Raw genomic sequence first — 17,880 nt, 5'->3', positions numbered from 1 at the left:
ATGAGTTTTTCAGATATTTTCATCCGGCGACCAGTGCTTGCTACTGTGGTTGCACTCATGATCATTCTTCTTGGTTTGCAGGGGATTGCTCAATTATCAGTGCGTGAATATCCGAAGGTGGATGAAACTGTTATTACAGTTTCGACCACTTATGCGGGTGCCAGCGCCGAACTTATACAGGGCTTTATCACAGCACCGATTGCTGAAGCCGTGGCGACCACTGAAAACATCGATTATGTGACATCTTCAAGCCGCTCATCATCAAGCACAGTGACCGTGCAGATGAAACTTGGAGCAAACCCGGATGCGGCGCTCACAGAGGTTATTGCCAAGGTTAATCAGGTTCGTGGCAAGTTGCCGGATGAATCTGATGATCCTGTGATCTCCAAAGGTACAGGGCAAAGCTTTGCTACAATGTATCTTGCGGCTCAGAATCCGAATATGTCCAATGAAGAGATTACGGAATATCTTGAGCGGGTTATTCAACCGCGCATGTCCACCATTCAGGGCGTTGCAAATGCTGAAATTATGGGTGGGCAAGTCTATTCGATGCGTATCTGGCTGGATCCGATCCAGCTTGCAGCGCGTCAGATAACAGCACCAGAGGTTCTCGCTGCCATCAAGGCTTCCAACTTTCTTTCGGCGCCTGGAAAAACGAAGAATGAATATGTGTCTTCGTCGATCACGCTTGAATCTACATTGCAGACGCCTGAAGCCTTTGGTGCAATGCCAGTCAAGTCATCGGGTGATGAAATCGTAAGGTTGCGCGATGTGGCGAAGGTCGAGCTTGCTGCGGCGAGCACAGATACCATTGTTTCATTCAATGGGTCTGCCGGTACGTTCCTTGGTGTTTATCCGACGCCTGCTGCCAATCCGATCGATATGGCCAATGCCGTGCGTAAGGAATTGCCCTCCATCCAGAGTTCGCTGCCGGAAGGCATGACGATAGTGCTGGTTTATGATGCGACAGAACAGATCAGTTCATCGATCAATGAAGTGTTCTCCACCATCGGCGAAGCAGTGGCGATCGTTATTCTGGTTATCATTGTCTTTCTTGGCTCGTTCCGCTCGGTTCTTATTCCAATCGTTACAATTCCGATTTCACTGATTGGTGTTTGTTTTTTCCTTTATATTCTTGGCTTTTCGATCAATCTTCTGTCGCTGCTTGCAATGGTTCTTGCGATTGGACTGGTGGTCGATGATGCCATCGTCGTGCTTGAAAATATCCATCGGCATATCGAGGAAGGATTGCGACCGATGGATGCGGCCTTCAAGGGTATGAAGGAAATTACCGGCTCGATTATCGCGATGACAATTACTCTGGCTGCGGTGTTTGCGCCTCTTGGCTTTACCGGTGGTTTGACGGGGTCTTTGTTCCGGGAATTTGCTTTCACACTTGCAGGTGCGGTTATTATTTCCGGTATTGCAGCATTGACGATTTCGCCAATGATGTGTGCACGCATGCTCAAACATGGCAATGCTTCGAAGTTTCAGACATTCATCGACACCAGATTTTCAAAGCTTGAAAAAATCTATCATCGGTTGGTTTCCGGCTCGCTCAATTATCGGCCAGTAACCTTGCTCATTGTTGCTTCACTGATTGCGCTGACAGGGTTTTTGTTCGTCAACACATCAAGCGAACTGGCACCTGAAGAAGATTCAGGGGCTTTGTTTGCTCTTATCAATGCGCCGCAATATGCAACCTCGGCCTATACCGATCTTTATGCACGTGAAATTGATGATCTGACGAAAGATACGCCAGATATTAAAACACGCTTCCAGATTGTTGGTATGGATGGTGGCACCAATTCCGGTATTGCTCTGTGGGTTCTTGATGACTGGAACAATCGCAATCGTTCACAAAAGCAAATCCAGCAGGATCTGACTGATCGCCTTGCGAAAGTGACTGGTGTTCAGTCGTTTATTTTTGCCCCACCTTCATTGCCGGGAACCGGTGGTGGGCTGCCTATTTCGATTGCCCTGCAATCAACTGGTCCTGCTGATCAGGTTTTTGAACTTGCAGAAGAGATCAAGAACGAAGCACAGGCATCCGGGCAGTACATCATTGTGCAGAACTCGTTGTCGTTCAACGCGCCGCAGACACGGATTTCCATTGATCGCGACCGTGCTGCGACACTTGGTGTTCTGGTCAGCGAAATCGGTTCCACGCTTGGTCTTTTGACGGGTGGTGCGTCTGTTGCAAAGTTTGACCGTGATTCAAACAGCTATGACATCATCACGCAGGTGCCGGATGTCTATCGTTCAAATCCTGAAAAGCTGGGCGATTTCTATGTTCGCAGCATGTCAGGTGAGATGGTGCCACTCTCAGCACTCATCGAGATCAAACAGGTTGGTGCTCCTGCGGCTGTTGAGCAGTTCAACCAGCTCAATTCAGCAACAATTTCTGCGCTGCCTTTACCGGGTGTCACCACTGGTCAGGGTCTGCAAACCCTTGTTGACTTGACGCGCTCCAAGATGCCGGAGGGTTTCTTTCTCGATTATTCAGGCCAGTCCCGTCTGGAGGTTGAACAGGGCAATACGATCCTGATCGCCTTTGGCCTTGCTGTTATTGTGATCTATCTCGTGCTGGCTGCACAATTTGAAAGCTTCCGCGATCCCTTCATTATTATGATGTCGGTTCCGCTTTCGATTTTCGGTGCGATTGTTCCGCTTAATCTCGGATTGGGTACGATCAATATTTATACGCAGGTTGGCATGATCACCCTTGTGGGGCTGATAACCAAGCACGGTATTTTGATGGTGGAGTTTGCCAATCAGCAGCGTCGTCTGCATGGGCACTCGCGTCGCGAAGCTATCATTCTTGCTGCGGAAACCCGTCTGCGTCCGATTCTAATGACCACAGCGGCTATGGCGCTTGGCGTTGTTCCACTGATTCTTGCCAGTGGCGCTGGTGCGGCTGCTCGTTACGCGATGGGTCTGGTTATCTTCAGCGGTATCACAATCGGCACGATCTTCACGCTGTTTGTTGTTCCGATGTTCTACACATTCATTGCCGAAAAGGATGTGGAAGGCGAGTTTGTTCCAGAACAGGATGAGGGCAAAGAGCCAGCGCCAGCAGTACATCACTGAAACTTGTATTGAATAATCAGACTAAGGGCGGCCACATGTGGGTCGCCCTTTTTATTGGGATAAATTTGCATTCCAGCTGTTCCACACCATATGAGAAAGCATGATACCTTTATCCGTACTCGATCTTTCACCCGTTCCTGAAGGCAGCGATGCAGGGCAGTCTCTGCGTAATACGCTTGAACTCGCCCAGCATGCTGAAAAACTGGGCTTTACGCGTTACTGGCTGGCCGAGCATCATAACATGCCGGGCATTGCCAGTGCCGCAACTTCCGTTGTGATCGGCCATGTGGCGGCAGGCACATCAACCATTCGTGTTGGTGCCGGCGGCATCATGCTGCCGAACCATTCGCCATTGGTGATTGCTGAACAGTTCGGCACGCTGGCTTCGCTATTTCCGGGGCGTATCGATCTGGGGCTTGGTCGTGCGCCAGGCACAGATCAACTGACTGCGCATGCACTGCGCCGAAATCTCGAAAGCAGTGCCAATGATTTTCCACGTGATGTGGTCGAGCTTCTTAATTACTTCAAGCCGGTTGATCCGGCGCAGCGGGTGCAGGCAGTCCCCGGTGCGGGGTTGAATGTTCCGGTCTGGATTCTCGGCTCCAGCCTGTTTGGTGCGCAATTGGCTGCTATGCTGGGGCTGCCTTATGGCTTTGCTTCGCATTTTGCACCGGCAGATATGGAACGCGCGGTTGAGCTTTATCGCGAACGTTTTGAGCCATCTGAATATCTGCAGAAGCCTTATGTCATGCTTGGGCTGAACGTTATCGCAGCTGATACGGATGAAGAAGCGCATTTCATCTTTACCTCGCAATTGCAGGCATTTGTGAATTTGCGCAGTGGTCGCCCGGGTAAGTTGCCAGCACCTGTTGCGGGGTATCAGGAACAGCTTGATCCCTCAGCACAGGCACTTGTGCGTCAGATGCTGTCATGCCGTGTCGTGGGTGGTCCCGAAATCGTCGACAAGGGCATTCGCGAATTTGCCCAACGTACCGGCGCTGATGAACTGATGATAACCGGCATGATCTATGACCATCAGAAGCGGCTTCGCTCCTATGAGATTGTCAGCAACTCGATGGCGTGAGGATCGAACGCGCGATTGACCTCAGTAAGAAGCCAATCGCGAAAGGCTTTAACCGCAGGCGTGTTTGCACGCGCCTGCGGTGTTACAAAGTAATAGCTGCTCGGGCTTTTGACTGTATGCTGATAGGCTACAACAAGCTGCCCACTTTCAATTTCAGCACTGATCAGAAATAGCGGCATCAGCGCAACCCCAAGGCCTGCGATGCAGGCTTGCGAAACATTCGAGAACTGCTCAAAACGCATTCCACTTGTCACAGGTGCAGCAATGTCGAGGCTTTTGAACCAGTGGTTCCAAGCGTCAGGACGTGATGCCATATTGAAAAGTGGCAGGTGCAGCAGGTCAGTCGGCTCGTTGATCGCGTGCTGTTTCAGAAAATCCGGGCTGCATATCGGCGCAACCATCTCCTCCATTAAGAATGTGCAATCGGCATTGGGCCAGTCTGGCTGACCTATATGGATTGCCGCATCAAGACCTTCACGCTCAAAGTCGAATTGACCGATGCGCGTTGCAAAATTCAGAATAATACCGGGATGTTGCTCGACAAAACGCGGTATTCGCGGGATCAGCCAGCGGGTACCAAAAGTGGGCAGAAATGCGAGATTGAGCGTTGTCCCACGCATTTGTGACATGACCTGCAATGATGCTGCACGAATGGAGGCGAGGGCAGTGCTTATAACATCGTGGTAGGCGCGTCCGGCATCGGTTAGCATGACGCGGCGGCTGGTGCGATCAAACAAAGTGGCGCCAAGCTGCTCTTCCAGCGCTGCAATCTGGCGGCTGACTGCACCTTGTGTCAGGGACAGCTCTTCCGCAGCAGTAGAAAAGCTCTCATGCCGCGCCACTGCATCAAAGGCAGCAAGCGCATTTGTGGATGGAAGCAGGCGTCTCGATAATGAAGTCATTATCTATTACTAAATGGAATAGATCGATGAGTAAACGTAAATTGCATGCGGAATAATGCTGCGCCATAGTCTGGCAATCAAAATTGAGGAGATACTTCATGTCACGTGCCGCATTTAACTGGGAAGATCCGTTTCTGCTTGATGAGCAATTGACCGAAGATGAACGGATGATTCGCGACTCGGCACAGGCATTTGCGAGTGACGTTCTGCTGCCGCGCATTGAAAAAGCTTATCTGGATGAAACGACCGATCCTGAATTATTCCGCTTGATGGGGCAGGCCGGTCTTCTTGGCGTCACGTTACCTGAAGAATATGGTGCGGCCAATGCCGGTTATGTTTCTTATGGTCTGGTGGCACGCGAGGTTGAGCGTGTAGATTCGGGTTATCGTTCGATGATGAGCGTGCAATCCTCGCTCGTCATGTATCCGATCTATGCCTATGGTTCTGATGAGCAGCGTAAAAAATATCTGCCGGGTCTGGTTTCCGGCGAATTGATCGGCTGCTTTGGTTTAACTGAGCCTGATGCCGGCTCTGATCCAGCCGGCATGAAAACCCGTGCAGACAAGATCGATGGCGGTTATCGCATCAGTGGCTCCAAAATGTGGATTTCCAATTCGCCGATTGCCGACGTTTTCGTAGTCTGGGCCAAATCGACAGCTCATGACAATGCTATCCGTGGCTTTGTGCTCGAAAAGGGTATGAAGGGGCTTTCTGCACCCAAGATTGGCGGCAAGCTTTCTCTGCGTGCGTCGATTACCGGCGAGATTGTCATGGATGGTGTGGAAGTATCGGAAGATGCATTGTTGCCGAATGTATCCGGCCTCAAAGGTCCATTCGGCTGCCTCAACCGTGCACGCTATGGTATTTCCTGGGGTGTGCTGGGCGCGGCAGAGGATTGCTGGTTCCGCGCACGTCAATATGGTCTTGACCGCAAGCAGTTTGACAAGCCTTTGGCCGGGACACAGCTTTATCAGAAGAAACTGGCTGATATGCAGACTGAAATTACGCTTGGCCTACAGGCATCCTTGCGTGTTGGCCGTTTGTTTGATGAAGGCAAAATGGCCCCGGAAATGATTTCTATCGTCAAGCGTAACAATTGCGGCAAGGCGCTCGATATTGCACGTCAGGCCCGTGATATGCATGGCGGCAACGGTATCCAGATCGAATATCACGTCATGCGCCACGCGCAGAATCTTGAAACGGTCAACACCTATGAGGGCACACATGATGTTCATGCGCTGATTCTCGGACGTGCGCAGACCGGCATTCAGGCATTTTTCTGATCGTGTTTTCTATCGTTCAGTGAGGTTTTGAGAGATGCAAAATACACCGCTTGCGGGTCTGAAAGTCATCGAATTGGCCCGCATTCTGGCTGGCCCATGGGTTGGGCAGACACTTTCTGACCTTGGTGCAGATGTTATCAAAGTTGAAAGTCCTGAAGGTGATGACACTCGTACATGGGGATCACCCTTTATCGAGGTTGAAGGCGAAAAGTCAGCGGCTTATTTTCATGCCTGTAATCGTGGCAAACAATCCGTTATTGCGGATTTTCGCTCTGATGAGGGGCGGGCGCTTGTGTATAAGCTCATAAGTGATGCGGATGTGGTGATTGAGAATTTCAAGCTTGGTGGTCTTGAGAAATATGGTCTCGACTATGAAAGTCTGAAGGCGATCAATCCACGGCTGATCTATTGCTCTATCACTGGCTTTGGCCATAGCGGGCCTTATGCTGCACGGGCTGGTTATGATTTCATGATTCAGGGCATGAGCGGCATAATGGACCTGACAGGAGAATCGGACGGACAACCGCAAAAGATCGGGGTGGCTTTTGCTGATATTTTCACCGGGCTTTACAGTGTCATTGCCATTCAGTCAGCATTGATCATGCGTGAACGCACGGGCAAGGGCCAGCATATCGATATGGCATTGTTTGATTGTATGTCGGCTGTTCTTGCCAATCAGGCAATGAATTATCTGGCGTCCGGTGTTTCGCCCAAACGTATGGGCAATGCGCATCCCAATATCGCCCCCTATCAGACATTGCCTGTATCGGACGGCTATTTCATCATCGCCTGCGGCAATGACGGGCAGTTTGCAAAGCTGACTGCTTTGTTGGGAATTGGCGAACTTGCAAGCGATTCCCGTTTTCTCACCAATTCGTCGCGCGTCGCCAATCGCGATGCACTCACCGCTTTGCTGGAAGAGCGCACCAGACAATGGTCGCGAGATGATCTTCTGGCTGCCCTTGCCAAGGCAGGAGTGCCTGCCGGACCGATAAACACAGTTGAAGACGTGTTTAAAGATCCGCAATTTATCGCTCGTCAGATGAGGATTGATCCTGATGGTGTGCCGGGGTTGCGTACACCAATTCGATTCTCGGATGCCGAACTGAAACTGGATAAGCGATCACCCAATCTTGGTGAACATAGCAGTGATGTTTAACAAAAACCCCGCTTTAAAGCGGGGGTAATTATCAATCGTCAGTGGCGACCATAACGTCGGAAGCCTTGACGACGGCATAGGCCGTTTTGCCAATCTTGAGGTCGAGTTCATCCACGGCCTCATTGGTGATGGAAGATGTAACAACGACACCATTTCCAATATCAATGCGGATATGCGCCGTGGTTGCACCTTTGGTGACATCGACGATTGTGCCTTTGAGGCGATTGCGTGCGCTGATTTTCATAGTTTCTTCCCGTTGTTAATTGGCGTCTGCATGATGCAATAAAGCATTTTAGCAACTTGCATAACATCCCAAATTTGAGACAGTTTTGATTGCTAAAGCACAAAGAGCAGATTTTCTCAGGAAGGAGAATGGTGCGGTCGAGAAGACTCGAACTTCCACGGGTTGCCCCACAGCGACCTCAACGCTGCGCGTCTACCAATTCCGCCACGACCGCACTGTGTGGTAGAAGCTGAACAATGTCAGCGAGACGGCATGTAGCAAATCAGTTTCGACTGCACAAGACTATTCTTCAAGTTCAGCACATTTGAATGAACTTATTTTATTATCCAGTTAAGTCTCTGATTAATAAATGTAAATATCCACATAGCTGGGCGTTTTCCAGCTTGTAGAGCCATATAGCATGATGCTTGTATGCTGGGAAGAATGGTGCGGTCGAGAAGACTCGAACTTCCACGGGTTGCCCCACAGCGACCTCAACGCTGCGCGTCTACCAATTCCGCCACGACCGCACGTGGTAGAAGCTGAACATGTCAGCGAGGAGCCATCTAGCAAATCGACCAGACTGGCACAAGGCCGTTCTTTATCTTCTGCCAATCTTTTTCAAAAAAGACCGGGTAAAAGCCGCAATGCTGCAATTCAAGGTGCTGAAAACATCGATTTTTTTGACTTTTGCAGGATGAGCATAGTAATTATTTTGATGAGAGCGCATGAAATTTACGACTTTGCCATGGAATTTGGCGAATCTAGTTTCTGTTCAGTCACTGATCCCTTGAAGCCGCTTGATGTCTTCAAGCCGTTTAACTGTTTCAGCGTAACCAATATCAATCGCTTCTGATGCGCGGTGGAAGTCTGCCAGACCGATTTGACCGACTGTTGGCATCAAGGATAAATCCGGTGGATCACCTGCCATACGGGCGCGTGAAATGCGATCCTGAATAATATTGAAGGCTTCCATCATGACGCCGGTAATACCCAGACGGCTTTCTTTTTCACCATGTAAAGTTTCAGCTGCGCCTTCACGGGATTGAGCATGTTTGATGACGGCGGCACGCCCGAACTGATCATAATGCAGATTGACTGCCAGAACGAGACGCTGTTCATAGGCACGGCATACTGATACCGGAACCGGATTGACCAGCGCACCATCGACCAGCACACGTTCCTGCCAGCGAACAGGTTCAAAAACGCCGGGAAGTGCATAAGAAGCACGCATGGCTTCAACGAGTGGGCCGGATGAAAGCCAGATTTCATGACCCGTGCGCAATTCAGTACAGACGGCCACGAATGGACGATCCAGATCTTCAAGGCGCAAGCCGTCGAGATGTTCACGCATACGGCTATCGAGCTTCATGCCTCCAAATAGTCCGCTGCCGCGAAATGTGATGTCAAGAAGGTTAAACATGCGCCGACGCGTTAAACTGCGTGCAAACTCTTCCAGCTGGTCGAGTTTTCCAGCCAGATAACAGCCTCCAACCAGGGCACCAATCGACGTTCCGGCAATCATTTCGATTTCGATACCGGCCTCGTCGAGCGCTCGAAGCACACCAATATGCGCCCAGCCACGTGCGGCGCCGCCGCCCAGAGCAAGGGCAATACGGCGTGGTTCATGCCTTGTTTGCGGCAGTTCGATATTTTCTTCTACTGGCGTCAAGGGTTGCATATTGGCAGCCTTGCGCCTTTGACCCCATGCGAGCATATTGACCAAGCACCTTTTGTTTTGAGGATATTATCAAAATATCTTATCGAAACAATAAAGGCTGCAATTTGAAGGTGTACGATAAAAGTCAATGCTTATGGTCGCAGTCACCTTCTACCGAAAGGCTGGCATTGCCATCTTTGGAGATGACCTGTCGATAAAAACACGAGCGGCGGCCCGTATGGCAGGTTGGACCATCGTGAGCCACGTGAACTTTGAGCCAAAGTGCATCCTGATCGCAATCCGTGCGCAGCTCGATAACGCTTTGCAGATTGCCAGAAGTTTCGCCCTTTTTCCAAAGCTTGCTGCGTGAACGCGACCAGTAATGTGCAATTCCTGTTTCCAGCGTCAGTCGCAATGCTTCTTCGTTCATATGAGCGACCATCAGCAACTCACCATCGCGTACATCTGTGACGACAGCTGTAATAAGACCGGAAGCGTCGAAGCGCGGCATGAAAACCGCGCCTTCTTCAATCGCCTTCTTGTCAGAAGGCTGGGCTGGAAAACTGATCATTGTTGCGCCTGATAATAGGTTTTATTTACGGATAAGATTCATGAAGCGAACCTGTTCATTCACTTCGCTTTTGAATTCACCGGTAAAAGTTGTGGTGATTGTGCTTGAACCTTGCTTGCGAATCCCGCGCATGGCCATACACATATGTTCAGCATCAATCATTACAGCAACGCCGCGTGGCTTCAGAATGCGCTGAATGCTGTCAGCGATCTGGGCGGTAATACTTTCCTGCGTTTGCAGGCGTCGCGCAAAAATATCAACAACGCGGGCAATCTTCGACAGGCCCAGCACCTTACCGTCCGGCAGATAGGCGACATGGGTCTTGCCGATAATCGGCACCATGTGGTGTTCACAATGCGAGAAAAAGGAAATATCCTTTACCAGCACCATATCATCATAGCCGGACACATCTTCAAAAGTGGTGCCAAGCACGTCCTCAGGGCTTTCGGCATAGCCTCCAAAAAGCTCACCATAGGATTTGGCAACGCGCGTCGGGGTGTCCAGAAGACCTTCACGTTCAGGGTTCTCGCCAGCCCATAATAGAAGGGTGCGAACAGCGGCTTCGGCTTCGGCTTGGGTTGGCTTTTTCAAATTTGCAGTCGCGTTGATTTCGTCATCGACTTTGAGGATACGAGCGTCCATCGTTATTCTCCAGTAGTCTCCTTCTCAGAGGAGACGAGTTAAACGGACAATACAACGATGCGCTCAACAATATGTCTTATGAGCGTGCGGTGTATTGATCCGGCAACAACAGGTCGCCGGATAGCTGATTATGCGACTTCATAGCCATATGATAATCTGGCTATGGCGCAGTCGCTACTTGCCTATTATATAGACATCAAAATGCAACTTCAAACCGTGACCGGGCGACAAATTTACGTATTTATCCGGCAAAGCGGAAGGTTCGCCTCAATGATCGACGAAGTTTATAATAAACGTATCCTTGAATTTGCAGGGAATATTGAAAAACTGGGGCAAATGAGCGACCCTGATGCGGTTGCAACAGTTCACTCAAAATTGTGCGGTTCTACGGTTACTGTCTATCTTCGGATGCGTGATGGCGTTGTGACTGATTTTGCCCATGAGGTGAAGGCCTGTGCCTTGGGGCAGGCTTCTTCTTCCGTTATGGCACGCAATGTGGTGGGGTGTTCATCGGAAGATTTGCGTGCTGTACGTGAAACGATGATTCGCATGCTTAAAGAAAATGGCCCGGCACCCGCAGGTCGTTTTGAGGATCTCAAATATTTTGAGCCGGTACGTGAATATAAGGCGCGTCATGCTTCTACACTTCTTACATTTGATGCGGTTGCCGACTGCATCCGTCAGATAGAAGAAAAAGTTCAGGCGGCTTAGGCTCTGTCATGTGCGGTTGCGGGAAAGATCATTCACAAAAGGCTGCAACATTAAAAAAGCGCTATAGCCGTAACTTTACTGATCCGTGGCGCAAGACGCCGGGCCGGGTGCTTGGAACCAGTCTGATCAGGCTTTATCAGCTCACGCTCTCTTCATTTATCGGCAATTCCTGCCGTCATTTGCCAACTTGTTCAGAATATACATTTGAATCAGTGGCTCGTTATGGCTTGTGGAACGGTAGCTGGATGGGATTGTTTCGGCTTATGCGCTGCGGGCCGATGGGCACCCATGGTTTTGATCCGGTCCCTAAGGAGTTGCCGCCTTACTATCGCTGGTACTTACCGTGGCGTTACTGGCATGTTTCAATGCCGAAAAACTAATAAATAACTGTTGATTAGCTTCATGCTGATTAGAATTTGTTAATCATAAATCTGTTTTATCGGGAAACGCAAATCGGTTTGTCCCAGCGTCTTCTTCGTGCCGCAATTTAACTGCATTTGCACCGTGTTTTCTAGTCTTGCGAGCCAATATGCATAAATCGTTATACCGCATCTGCCGATTGATTTCCGGTGTTGCGCTTGGTGCCAGTGTTTTGTGTGCAACCAACGCCATGGCCAATGTTTCATGGGTGGTTTTTGATGCGGATACGGGCGTCGTTATGGGGCAGGAACGGGCGACGGAGCAGCATGCGCCAGCATCGCTGGCCAAAATGATGACGCTGTATCTTACCTTTGAAGCATTGAAGACAGGCCGCATCCATTGGGATGACGAAATGCCGGTCACGAAAAATGCTGCTGCAAAAGTCCGCATGAAGCTTTATCTGAAGCCGGATTCGACGATTTCTGTTCGTGATGCGGTTAATGGTATGATCGTCGTTTCAGCCAATGATGCTGCGACGGTTGTTGGTGAATATCTTGGCGGTTCGGAAGCAGGTTTTGGCCGTCTGATGACGCAGAAAGCCCGAAACCTTGGTATGAAGAGCACCTATTTTGTCAATCCGTCGGGTTTGACAGGGCATTTGCCGCAGCTAACCACTGCGCGGGATATGGCGGTTCTTGGAATGTCGCTGCGTCGTGATTTTCCGCAGGAATATGCATTATTTTCGCAGCGTTCCTTTGAATATAAAGGCCGTCCATTTAACGGTCATAACAATCTGATGTATCGCTATCAGGGCGTTGATGGCATCAAGACCGGATATACTGATGTTTCAGGATATAATCTGGTTTCATCGGCTATCATCAATAACAAGCATCTTGTCGGCGTTGTTCTTGGGGCAGGGTCATCGCGTGAGCGTGATGATCGCATGTCGAAACTTCTCACGCGTTTTGGTACTGAAGGTGCCGGTTTTGCAGGGCGTCAGGTTGCTGCCTTTGCAGCGCCGGTAGAAAATTCTTTACCGATTGTGACGCAGATCAAAATAAGCGAATCCAAGGTCGAATCCGGTTCTGATGTGATTGACGATGACAAAATTGAGCAGGGCGATGGCGGCTTTTTGGTAAATGCAGCAATGTCACCATGGCGTGTTCAGCTTGGTGTGACGCCATCACGAAAGGGCGCTGATGAATTGCAGGCCAGATATTTGCCTGTTGTAAGCCGGCTGGTTCCGGGCACGAAGGCTGAGATTTCGACAGCGCCGCGTGGTCGCAAGATGTATCGTGTTCGCTTCACTGGTTTTAAAAATGCGGATGCTGCACAAAAGACCTGTTCGCAGCTTAAATTGCAGGGCGTTCCCTGTCTTGCTATTCGCAATTGATGTGATCGGGTTTTCAAAAACTCCGAAAGCACCGTGATGCAGTTTGCCACGGTGCTTTTACTTTACCTTGACACCCAAAAAGGCTAATAGCCGGTCTTCAAATTCTGTTGCGCAAGCAACATATAGGTGGTTCTGCACATTGAGCAGGATCGTTTTATGACTAACCACCCGCAATCGTTGGCGGGACTGGATAAGGACAATATGATGTCGAATGTTTCCATGCAGTTTCCGGATGGCTCTGTACGCGAATATGATGCCGCAACAACCGGTGCCGAGTTAGCTGAATCAATTTCCAAATCACTTGCTAAAAAGGCTGTCGCTTACGCCGTAGACGGCACCGTGCGTGATCTTTCTGATCCGCTTGGCGCTTCCGGTGCTATCGAAATTCTGACCCGCGAAGATCCGCGTGCGCTCGAGCTTATCCGTCACGATACAGCGCATGTTCTGGCCGAAGCCGTTCAGGAGCTTTTCCCCGGTACGCAGGTGACAATTGGTCCCGTCATTGAAAATGGCTTTTATTACGACTTTGCGCGTAATGAACCTTTTACACCCGATGATCTTCCGGTGATCGAAAAGAAAATGCGCGAAATCATTCAGCGCAACAAGCCTTTCACCAAACAGGTATGGTCACGCGAGAAGGCCAAACAGGTTTTTGCCGATAAAGGCGAAAGCTACAAGGTTGAACTAGTTGATGCTATCCCTGAAGGTCAGGATCTGAAAATCTACAATCAGGGCGAATGGTTCGATCTTTGCCGTGGTCCGCATATGGCGTCTACAGGTCAGATCGGCAACTCGTTCAAGCTGATGAAGGTTGCAGGTGCTTATTGGCGTGGTGATGCAAATAACCCGATGCTGACCCGCATTTATGGCACGGCATTTGCCAATGACAATGATCTCAACGCCTATCTTCATATGCTTGAAGAAGCCGAAAAACGTGACCACCGCCGTTTGGGCCGTGAAATGGACCTGTTCCATTTTCAGGAAGAAGGTCCGGGCGTTGTGTTCTGGCACGCCAAAGGCTGGCGTATGTTCCAGACACTGGTCGCTTATATGCGCCGTCGTCTCGACAGTCATGGCTATCAGGAAGTCAATGCACCACAGGTGCTGGACAAGTCACTCTGGGAGACTTCCGGTCACTGGGGCTGGTATCGTGACAACATGTTCAAGGTGACTGTTGCCGGTGATGATACTGATGATGATCGCGTGTTTGCATTGAAACCAATGAACTGCCCGGGGCATGTCCAGATATTTAAGCATGGTCTTAAGTCTTATCGTGATCTGCCTATAAAGCTTGCAGAATTTGGTAATGTGCATCGCTATGAACCATCGGGTGCTCTGCATGGTCTGATGCGTGTTCGCGGCTTTACACAGGATGATGCGCATGTGTTCTGTACCGAAGAGCAGATGGCTTCTGAATGTCTTCGTATCAATGATCTCATTTTGTCGGTCTATAAGGATTTCGGCTTTAAAGAGATCACGATCAAGCTTTCTACCCGCCCTGAAAAGCGTGTTGGTTCGGACGAATTGTGGGATCGCGCTGAAAGCGTGATGATGACGGTTCTTGAGCAAATCAAGGAACAGTCGGAAGACATCAAGACCGGCATTCTGCCGGGCGAGGGTGCGTTCTACGGTCCGAAGTTTGAATATACGCTCAAAGACGCGATCGGTCGTGAATGGCAGTGCGGAACGACACAGGTTGACTTCAACCTGCCGGAACGTTTCGGCGCATTTTATATCGACAGCAATTCGGAAAAAACGCAGCCAGTCATGATCCATCGTGCGATCTGCGGCTCTATGGAGCGTTTCCTTGGCATATTGATCGAAAACTTTGCCGGTCATATGCCGCTCTGGTTTGCGCCTGTTCAGGTTGTTGTTGCGACAATTACCTCGGAAGCGGATGGATATGCTGCCGAGGTTGCTGCAAAATTAAAGGCTGCCGGTTTGCAGGTCATCACTGACGTTCGTAACGAGAAGATCAATTACAAGGTCCGCGAACATTCAGTTCAGAAGGTTCCGGTCATTCTTGTTTGCGGTATGCGTGAAGCGGAAGAAAAGACGGTCAATATGCGCCGTCTTGGTTCGCGTGATCAGGAATCGATGACGCTGGATGAGGCGATTGCCCGCTTGACTGAAGAGGCAACGCCACCAGATTTGCTGCGTTTACGTAATGCATAATGGCAAAAGGCCCGCTTCAAGCGGGCCTTTTCTACATGAAAACAAGGTTATCAGTCCTGTGCCGCATCCTCATCCGTCAGCGCTTCGGATTCGCGGTTCGCAATAACCTCAACTTCTTCATTGGCGCCGGATGCCACCTTGAAATCGCGCTGATAAATACGGTCCTTGTTTTTAGCTACAGCGACATAATCACCTTCTATCAGAACCATGGATGAATAGGCGCCTGCGCTTTCACGAACAACATCGCCCGAAGCATTGAGAACTGACCAGGATGTGTCAGCCAGGGCCTCACCGCCTTTTTTAGCTACAAGCTTGAGCGTGACTTCAGCCGCGCGATGCTGAACAGTTGCTTCGGTCAGCTTTCCGGCTTCCACGCGAATATCAGCACGGATAATAGCATTTGCGGTGCCGTAATTGGAAACGACATGATAGGTACCGCTGTTTAACCGGATGATCGTATCTGGTTTCACATCCGGGACAATAAGTGAACGGTCGTTGTTATCTTCATCGGCATAGATGGAAAAACGCACAAGATCACTTTTGATTTTTCCTTCGTCAGGCAGAACAGCACTTAGTTTCATGCCGCCAGCATCAAGTATCATCACTTCGTGACGGGTATGATTGCTTAGTGTAATCCGCTTGGTTGCACCCGCACGACCATATGCGGCATGGACCAGATAGCTACCCTCTGGCAGGTTGAAAACGGTGCTGCCCCCCTTGGCTGAAGCAATCAGAGCAAGTTGTCCGTCTGCACCCACTTCCGGTGCAAAAACACGCCATACAACTCCTGAAGAAATATCCGGCCCATCCTGATTAAGACGTGCCTTCAGATCAAGTTCGCTCGTCTGGATCAGCGGGTTGTTTTCCGGGCTTGTCGGGTTGGCGTAGGGGCTGATTGATGGCAAATTCAGTTTGGGATCAGGAAAATCAGGCAAACCAATCGCATTGTTAGACTGAATCTGTGCAGTATTTACAGAAGGCGATTGGGTGGTGGGAGATATCGCTGCTTCTGGTCGTGTCAGCTGAAAGCTCGGTAATCTGAAGCCACTGTCAAAACCGGCTGATTCAGCACCGGTGCTGCCAAGGGACTGCGCTAAAGCAGATGATGCAATAAGGACGAACGAAAGTGTCGCTGCAACTGTCTTGCAGCACGATGATTTTGCACTGTTTGCCCGAAACAGATCCTGAATATCTGACATGCTGATGTTTTGAACCGAAGCGGGTGGCGAATTCAAGGACAAACTGACCGATACCAGTGTAAATTTACAATTACGCGATAAGTGTCGTCATAAATTATTGTCTTTACACTTCGATAATGGCGGGTGAGAAGGAGATATCTCCATTTATATGGAGTGTATATGCAGATTTTAGCCATGAGGTTTCCCCCGTGACGCATCCGGTCTTTGAGTTTTTGGCGCAGCGCAGTTCCACACCTATTTCCGCAATCTCCGAACCTGCTCCGCAAGGCGCTGAACTTGACGAATTGCTGAAAGTGGCCGCACGCGTGCCTGATCATGGCCGTTTGACGCCGTGGCGTTTTATTCTCTATCGCGGAGATACTCGTCATAAGATTGGTGAGTATTTGGCCAATCGCGCCGAGGAGCGGGAAGGGGTGCTTACTGAAAGCCGCAAAGATCAGGAGAGGGCACGATTTGCGCGTGCGCCACTGGTTATAGGGGTTGTTTCTTCACCGGTCGCACATGAGCGTATTCCCAAGTGGGAGCAGTTTTTATCAGCGGGCGCGGTTGCCATGAACCTTTGCATTGCGGCCAATGCACTTGGATATGCAACCAACTGGATTACCAACTGGTATTCGGATGATGCAAGTGCACGTGCATATCTCGGACTTTCCCCGGAAGAACGTGTGGCAGGATTTATTCACATCGGCACGGCTGCAAACAAAATGCCGGAGCGCCCTCGTGCTGATATGGATAAGATTGTTTCTGATTACAGCGGCCCATGGGAATCGTGACCCTTTATATATAAAAAGTTGTAACTATCGGAAAACATATATGTTTTATGAACCATCGGTTGGGCATACTCTTCCCCATAATCCATTAAAGGCGATTGTCGCGCCCCGTCCTATCGGCTGGATAGGTACTCGGTCTAAAGATGGCGCGATGAATCTTTCACCATATTCATTTTTCAATGCAATATGTGACACGCCGCCGATGATTATGTTTTCATCCAGCGGTTTTAAAGACAGTGTTTCATTTATCGAAGAGACAGGGGAATTTACTGCCAGTCTGGTCAGCGATCATCTCAAAGAACAGATGAATGCTTCTTCGGTGAATGCACCGCGCGGCGTGAGTGAATTTGACTATACAGGTTTGACAGCCGCACACAGCAAGTTGATTGCAGCGCCTTTTGTTAAAGAGGCTTATGCAGCCCTTGAATGTGTTGCAGTCGAGATCAAACGCTTGCAAAGCAAAGAAGGCCGCTTGACTGATAATTATATGGTGATCGGCGAAGTCGTCGGTGTTCATATTGATGAAAGCGTGCTGACGGACGGACTGTTTGACATCAAAAAAGCCAAGCCTGTGACACGGCTTGGCTATATGGACTATGCGACGACGGAAGATGTCTATCAAATGTTCCGTCCAAAGTGGGACGATAAGGTCTGAAAA

15 protein-coding genes, 2 tRNA genes and 1 pseudogene are annotated in these 17,880 nt (G+C 49.8%); 10 read left to right on the top strand and 8 right to left on the bottom strand.

Annotation, left to right across the window (positions count from 1 at the left end; all coding sequences use genetic code 11):
• Both FHY56_RS07950 and FHY56_RS07945 read left to right on the top strand, forming a co-directional pair.
• Window positions 1-3,090 carry an efflux RND transporter permease subunit gene (locus FHY56_RS07950; RefSeq protein ID WP_140904630.1) on the top strand — a complete coding sequence of 1,030 codons (3,090 nt, stop codon included), beginning with the start codon at window positions 1-3 and terminating at the stop codon, window positions 3,088-3,090.
• A 100-nt stretch (window positions 3,091-3,190) separates the two neighbouring features.
• On the top strand, window positions 3,191-4,174 hold the full coding sequence (locus tag FHY56_RS07945) for an LLM class flavin-dependent oxidoreductase (protein WP_140904629.1): 984 nt from the start codon (window positions 3,191-3,193) through the stop codon (window positions 4,172-4,174).
• On the opposite strand, the gene gcvA is transcribed toward FHY56_RS07945, so the two are convergent.
• Window positions 4,144-5,076: a transcriptional regulator GcvA gene (gcvA, locus tag FHY56_RS07940; RefSeq protein WP_140904628.1), complete on the bottom strand. Its 933-nt coding sequence runs from the start codon at window positions 5,074-5,076 to the stop codon at window positions 4,144-4,146. The two genes, FHY56_RS07945 and gcvA, sit on opposite strands and share 31 nt — an antisense overlap.
• A gap of 98 nt (window positions 5,077-5,174) precedes the next feature.
• Here gcvA and FHY56_RS07935 point away from each other — a divergent pair, with 98 nt between their 5' ends.
• Window positions 5,175-6,359 (top strand): acyl-CoA dehydrogenase, encoded by a 1,185-nt coding sequence (locus FHY56_RS07935; RefSeq protein ID WP_140904627.1) that lies wholly within the window; start codon window positions 5,175-5,177, stop codon window positions 6,357-6,359.
• A 34-nt stretch (window positions 6,360-6,393) separates the two neighbouring features.
• Window positions 6,394-7,518, top strand: a complete 1,125-nt coding sequence (locus FHY56_RS07930; protein ID WP_140904626.1) for a CaiB/BaiF CoA transferase family protein — start codon at window positions 6,394-6,396, stop codon at window positions 7,516-7,518.
• A 31-nt stretch (window positions 7,519-7,549) separates the two neighbouring features.
• On the opposite strand, the gene FHY56_RS07925 is transcribed toward FHY56_RS07930, so the two are convergent.
• The 6 genes from FHY56_RS07925 to folE all read right to left on the bottom strand — a co-directional run bounded on the left by FHY56_RS07925 (window position 7,550) and on the right by folE (window position 10,614).
• Window positions 7,550-7,762 carry a TOBE domain-containing protein gene (locus FHY56_RS07925; protein ID WP_140904625.1) on the bottom strand — a complete coding sequence of 71 codons (213 nt, stop codon included), beginning with the start codon at window positions 7,760-7,762 and terminating at the stop codon, window positions 7,550-7,552.
• A gap of 129 nt (window positions 7,763-7,891) precedes the next feature.
• Window positions 7,892-7,976, bottom strand: a tRNA-Leu gene (locus tag FHY56_RS07920).
• Between the two features lie 210 nt (window positions 7,977-8,186).
• Window positions 8,187-8,271, bottom strand: a tRNA-Leu gene (locus FHY56_RS07915).
• A gap of 245 nt (window positions 8,272-8,516) precedes the next feature.
• Window positions 8,517-9,458, bottom strand: coding sequence for a patatin-like phospholipase family protein (locus tag FHY56_RS07910; protein ID WP_140904624.1), 942 nt, complete (start codon window positions 9,456-9,458; stop codon window positions 8,517-8,519).
• Between the two features lie 88 nt (window positions 9,459-9,546).
• Entirely contained in the window at window positions 9,547-9,972 is a 426-nt protein-coding gene (hisI, locus tag FHY56_RS07905; RefSeq protein WP_140904623.1) for a phosphoribosyl-AMP cyclohydrolase, read from the bottom strand.
• 21 nt (window positions 9,973-9,993) lie between these two features.
• Window positions 9,994-10,614, bottom strand: a complete 621-nt coding sequence (gene folE / locus FHY56_RS07900; RefSeq protein WP_140904622.1) for a GTP cyclohydrolase I FolE — start codon at window positions 10,612-10,614, stop codon at window positions 9,994-9,996.
• Between the two features lie 270 nt (window positions 10,615-10,884).
• On the opposite strand from folE, the gene FHY56_RS07895 reads away from it, so the two are divergent.
• The 4 genes from FHY56_RS07895 (at window position 10,885) to thrS (ending at window position 15,253) form a co-directional block, all read left to right on the top strand.
• Window positions 10,885-11,325, top strand: a complete 441-nt coding sequence (locus tag FHY56_RS07895) for an iron-sulfur cluster assembly scaffold protein (RefSeq protein ID WP_140904621.1) — start codon at window positions 10,885-10,887, stop codon at window positions 11,323-11,325.
• An 8-nt stretch (window positions 11,326-11,333) separates the two neighbouring features.
• Window positions 11,334-11,705: a membrane protein insertion efficiency factor YidD gene (gene yidD, locus FHY56_RS07890; protein WP_140904620.1), complete on the top strand. Its 372-nt coding sequence runs from the start codon at window positions 11,334-11,336 to the stop codon at window positions 11,703-11,705.
• A gap of 149 nt (window positions 11,706-11,854) precedes the next feature.
• Window positions 11,855-13,078 carry a D-alanyl-D-alanine carboxypeptidase gene (locus FHY56_RS07885; RefSeq protein ID WP_140904619.1) on the top strand — a complete coding sequence of 408 codons (1,224 nt, stop codon included), beginning with the start codon at window positions 11,855-11,857 and terminating at the stop codon, window positions 13,076-13,078.
• Window positions 13,079-13,279: 201 nt separating this feature from the next.
• Entirely contained in the window at window positions 13,280-15,253 is a 1,974-nt protein-coding gene (gene thrS, locus FHY56_RS07880) for a threonine--tRNA ligase (protein WP_140904717.1), read from the top strand.
• Window positions 15,254-15,303: 50 nt separating this feature from the next.
• Here thrS and FHY56_RS07875 read toward each other — a convergent pair.
• Window positions 15,304-16,182, bottom strand: a pseudogene (locus tag FHY56_RS07875) (hypothetical protein); the annotation flags it as partial.
• Between the two features lie 458 nt (window positions 16,183-16,640).
• On the opposite strand from FHY56_RS07875, the gene FHY56_RS07870 reads away from it, so the two are divergent.
• The gene (locus tag FHY56_RS07870; protein WP_140904618.1) at window positions 16,641-17,225 is read left to right on the top strand and encodes a nitroreductase family protein; all 585 of its coding nucleotides are present in this window, start codon (window positions 16,641-16,643) and stop codon (window positions 17,223-17,225) included.
• A gap of 40 nt (window positions 17,226-17,265) precedes the next feature.
• Window positions 17,266-17,877 carry a flavin reductase family protein gene (locus FHY56_RS07865; protein WP_140904716.1) on the top strand — a complete coding sequence of 204 codons (612 nt, stop codon included), beginning with the start codon at window positions 17,266-17,268 and terminating at the stop codon, window positions 17,875-17,877.
• Window positions 17,878-17,880: the final 3 nt, after the last annotated feature.

This window comes from Brucella gallinifaecis (genome assembly GCF_006476605.1).
GTDB classification, from domain to species: Bacteria; Pseudomonadota; Alphaproteobacteria; order Rhizobiales; family Rhizobiaceae; genus Brucella; species Brucella gallinifaecis.
Note: the sequence above shows the minus strand (reverse complement) of the source record. Positions and strands in the feature narration are given on the sequence as shown.

Coding starts and splice junctions, on each gene's coding strand:
- FHY56_RS07950 (WP_140904630.1), top strand. CDS start 1: ATGAGTTTTTCAGATATTTTCATCCGGCGACCAGTGCTTGCTACTGTG.
- FHY56_RS07945 (WP_140904629.1), top strand. CDS start 3,191: ATGATACCTTTATCCGTACTCGATCTTTCACCCGTTCCTGAAGGCAGC.
- gcvA (WP_140904628.1), bottom strand. CDS start 5,076: ATGACTTCATTATCGAGACGCCTGCTTCCATCCACAAATGCGCTTGCT.
- FHY56_RS07935 (WP_140904627.1), top strand. CDS start 5,175: ATGTCACGTGCCGCATTTAACTGGGAAGATCCGTTTCTGCTTGATGAG.
- FHY56_RS07930 (WP_140904626.1), top strand. CDS start 6,394: ATGCAAAATACACCGCTTGCGGGTCTGAAAGTCATCGAATTGGCCCGC.
- FHY56_RS07925 (WP_140904625.1), bottom strand. CDS start 7,762: ATGAAAATCAGCGCACGCAATCGCCTCAAAGGCACAATCGTCGATGTC.
- FHY56_RS07910 (WP_140904624.1), bottom strand. CDS start 9,458: ATGCTCGCATGGGGTCAAAGGCGCAAGGCTGCCAATATGCAACCCTTG.
- hisI (WP_140904623.1), bottom strand. CDS start 9,972: ATGATCAGTTTTCCAGCCCAGCCTTCTGACAAGAAGGCGATTGAAGAA.
- folE (WP_140904622.1), bottom strand. CDS start 10,614: ATGGACGCTCGTATCCTCAAAGTCGATGACGAAATCAACGCGACTGCA.
- FHY56_RS07895 (WP_140904621.1), top strand. CDS start 10,885: ATGATCGACGAAGTTTATAATAAACGTATCCTTGAATTTGCAGGGAAT.
- yidD (WP_140904620.1), top strand. CDS start 11,334: ATGTGCGGTTGCGGGAAAGATCATTCACAAAAGGCTGCAACATTAAAA.
- FHY56_RS07885 (WP_140904619.1), top strand. CDS start 11,855: ATGCATAAATCGTTATACCGCATCTGCCGATTGATTTCCGGTGTTGCG.
- thrS (WP_140904717.1), top strand. CDS start 13,280: ATGATGTCGAATGTTTCCATGCAGTTTCCGGATGGCTCTGTACGCGAA.
- FHY56_RS07865 (WP_140904716.1), top strand. CDS start 17,266: ATGTTTTATGAACCATCGGTTGGGCATACTCTTCCCCATAATCCATTA.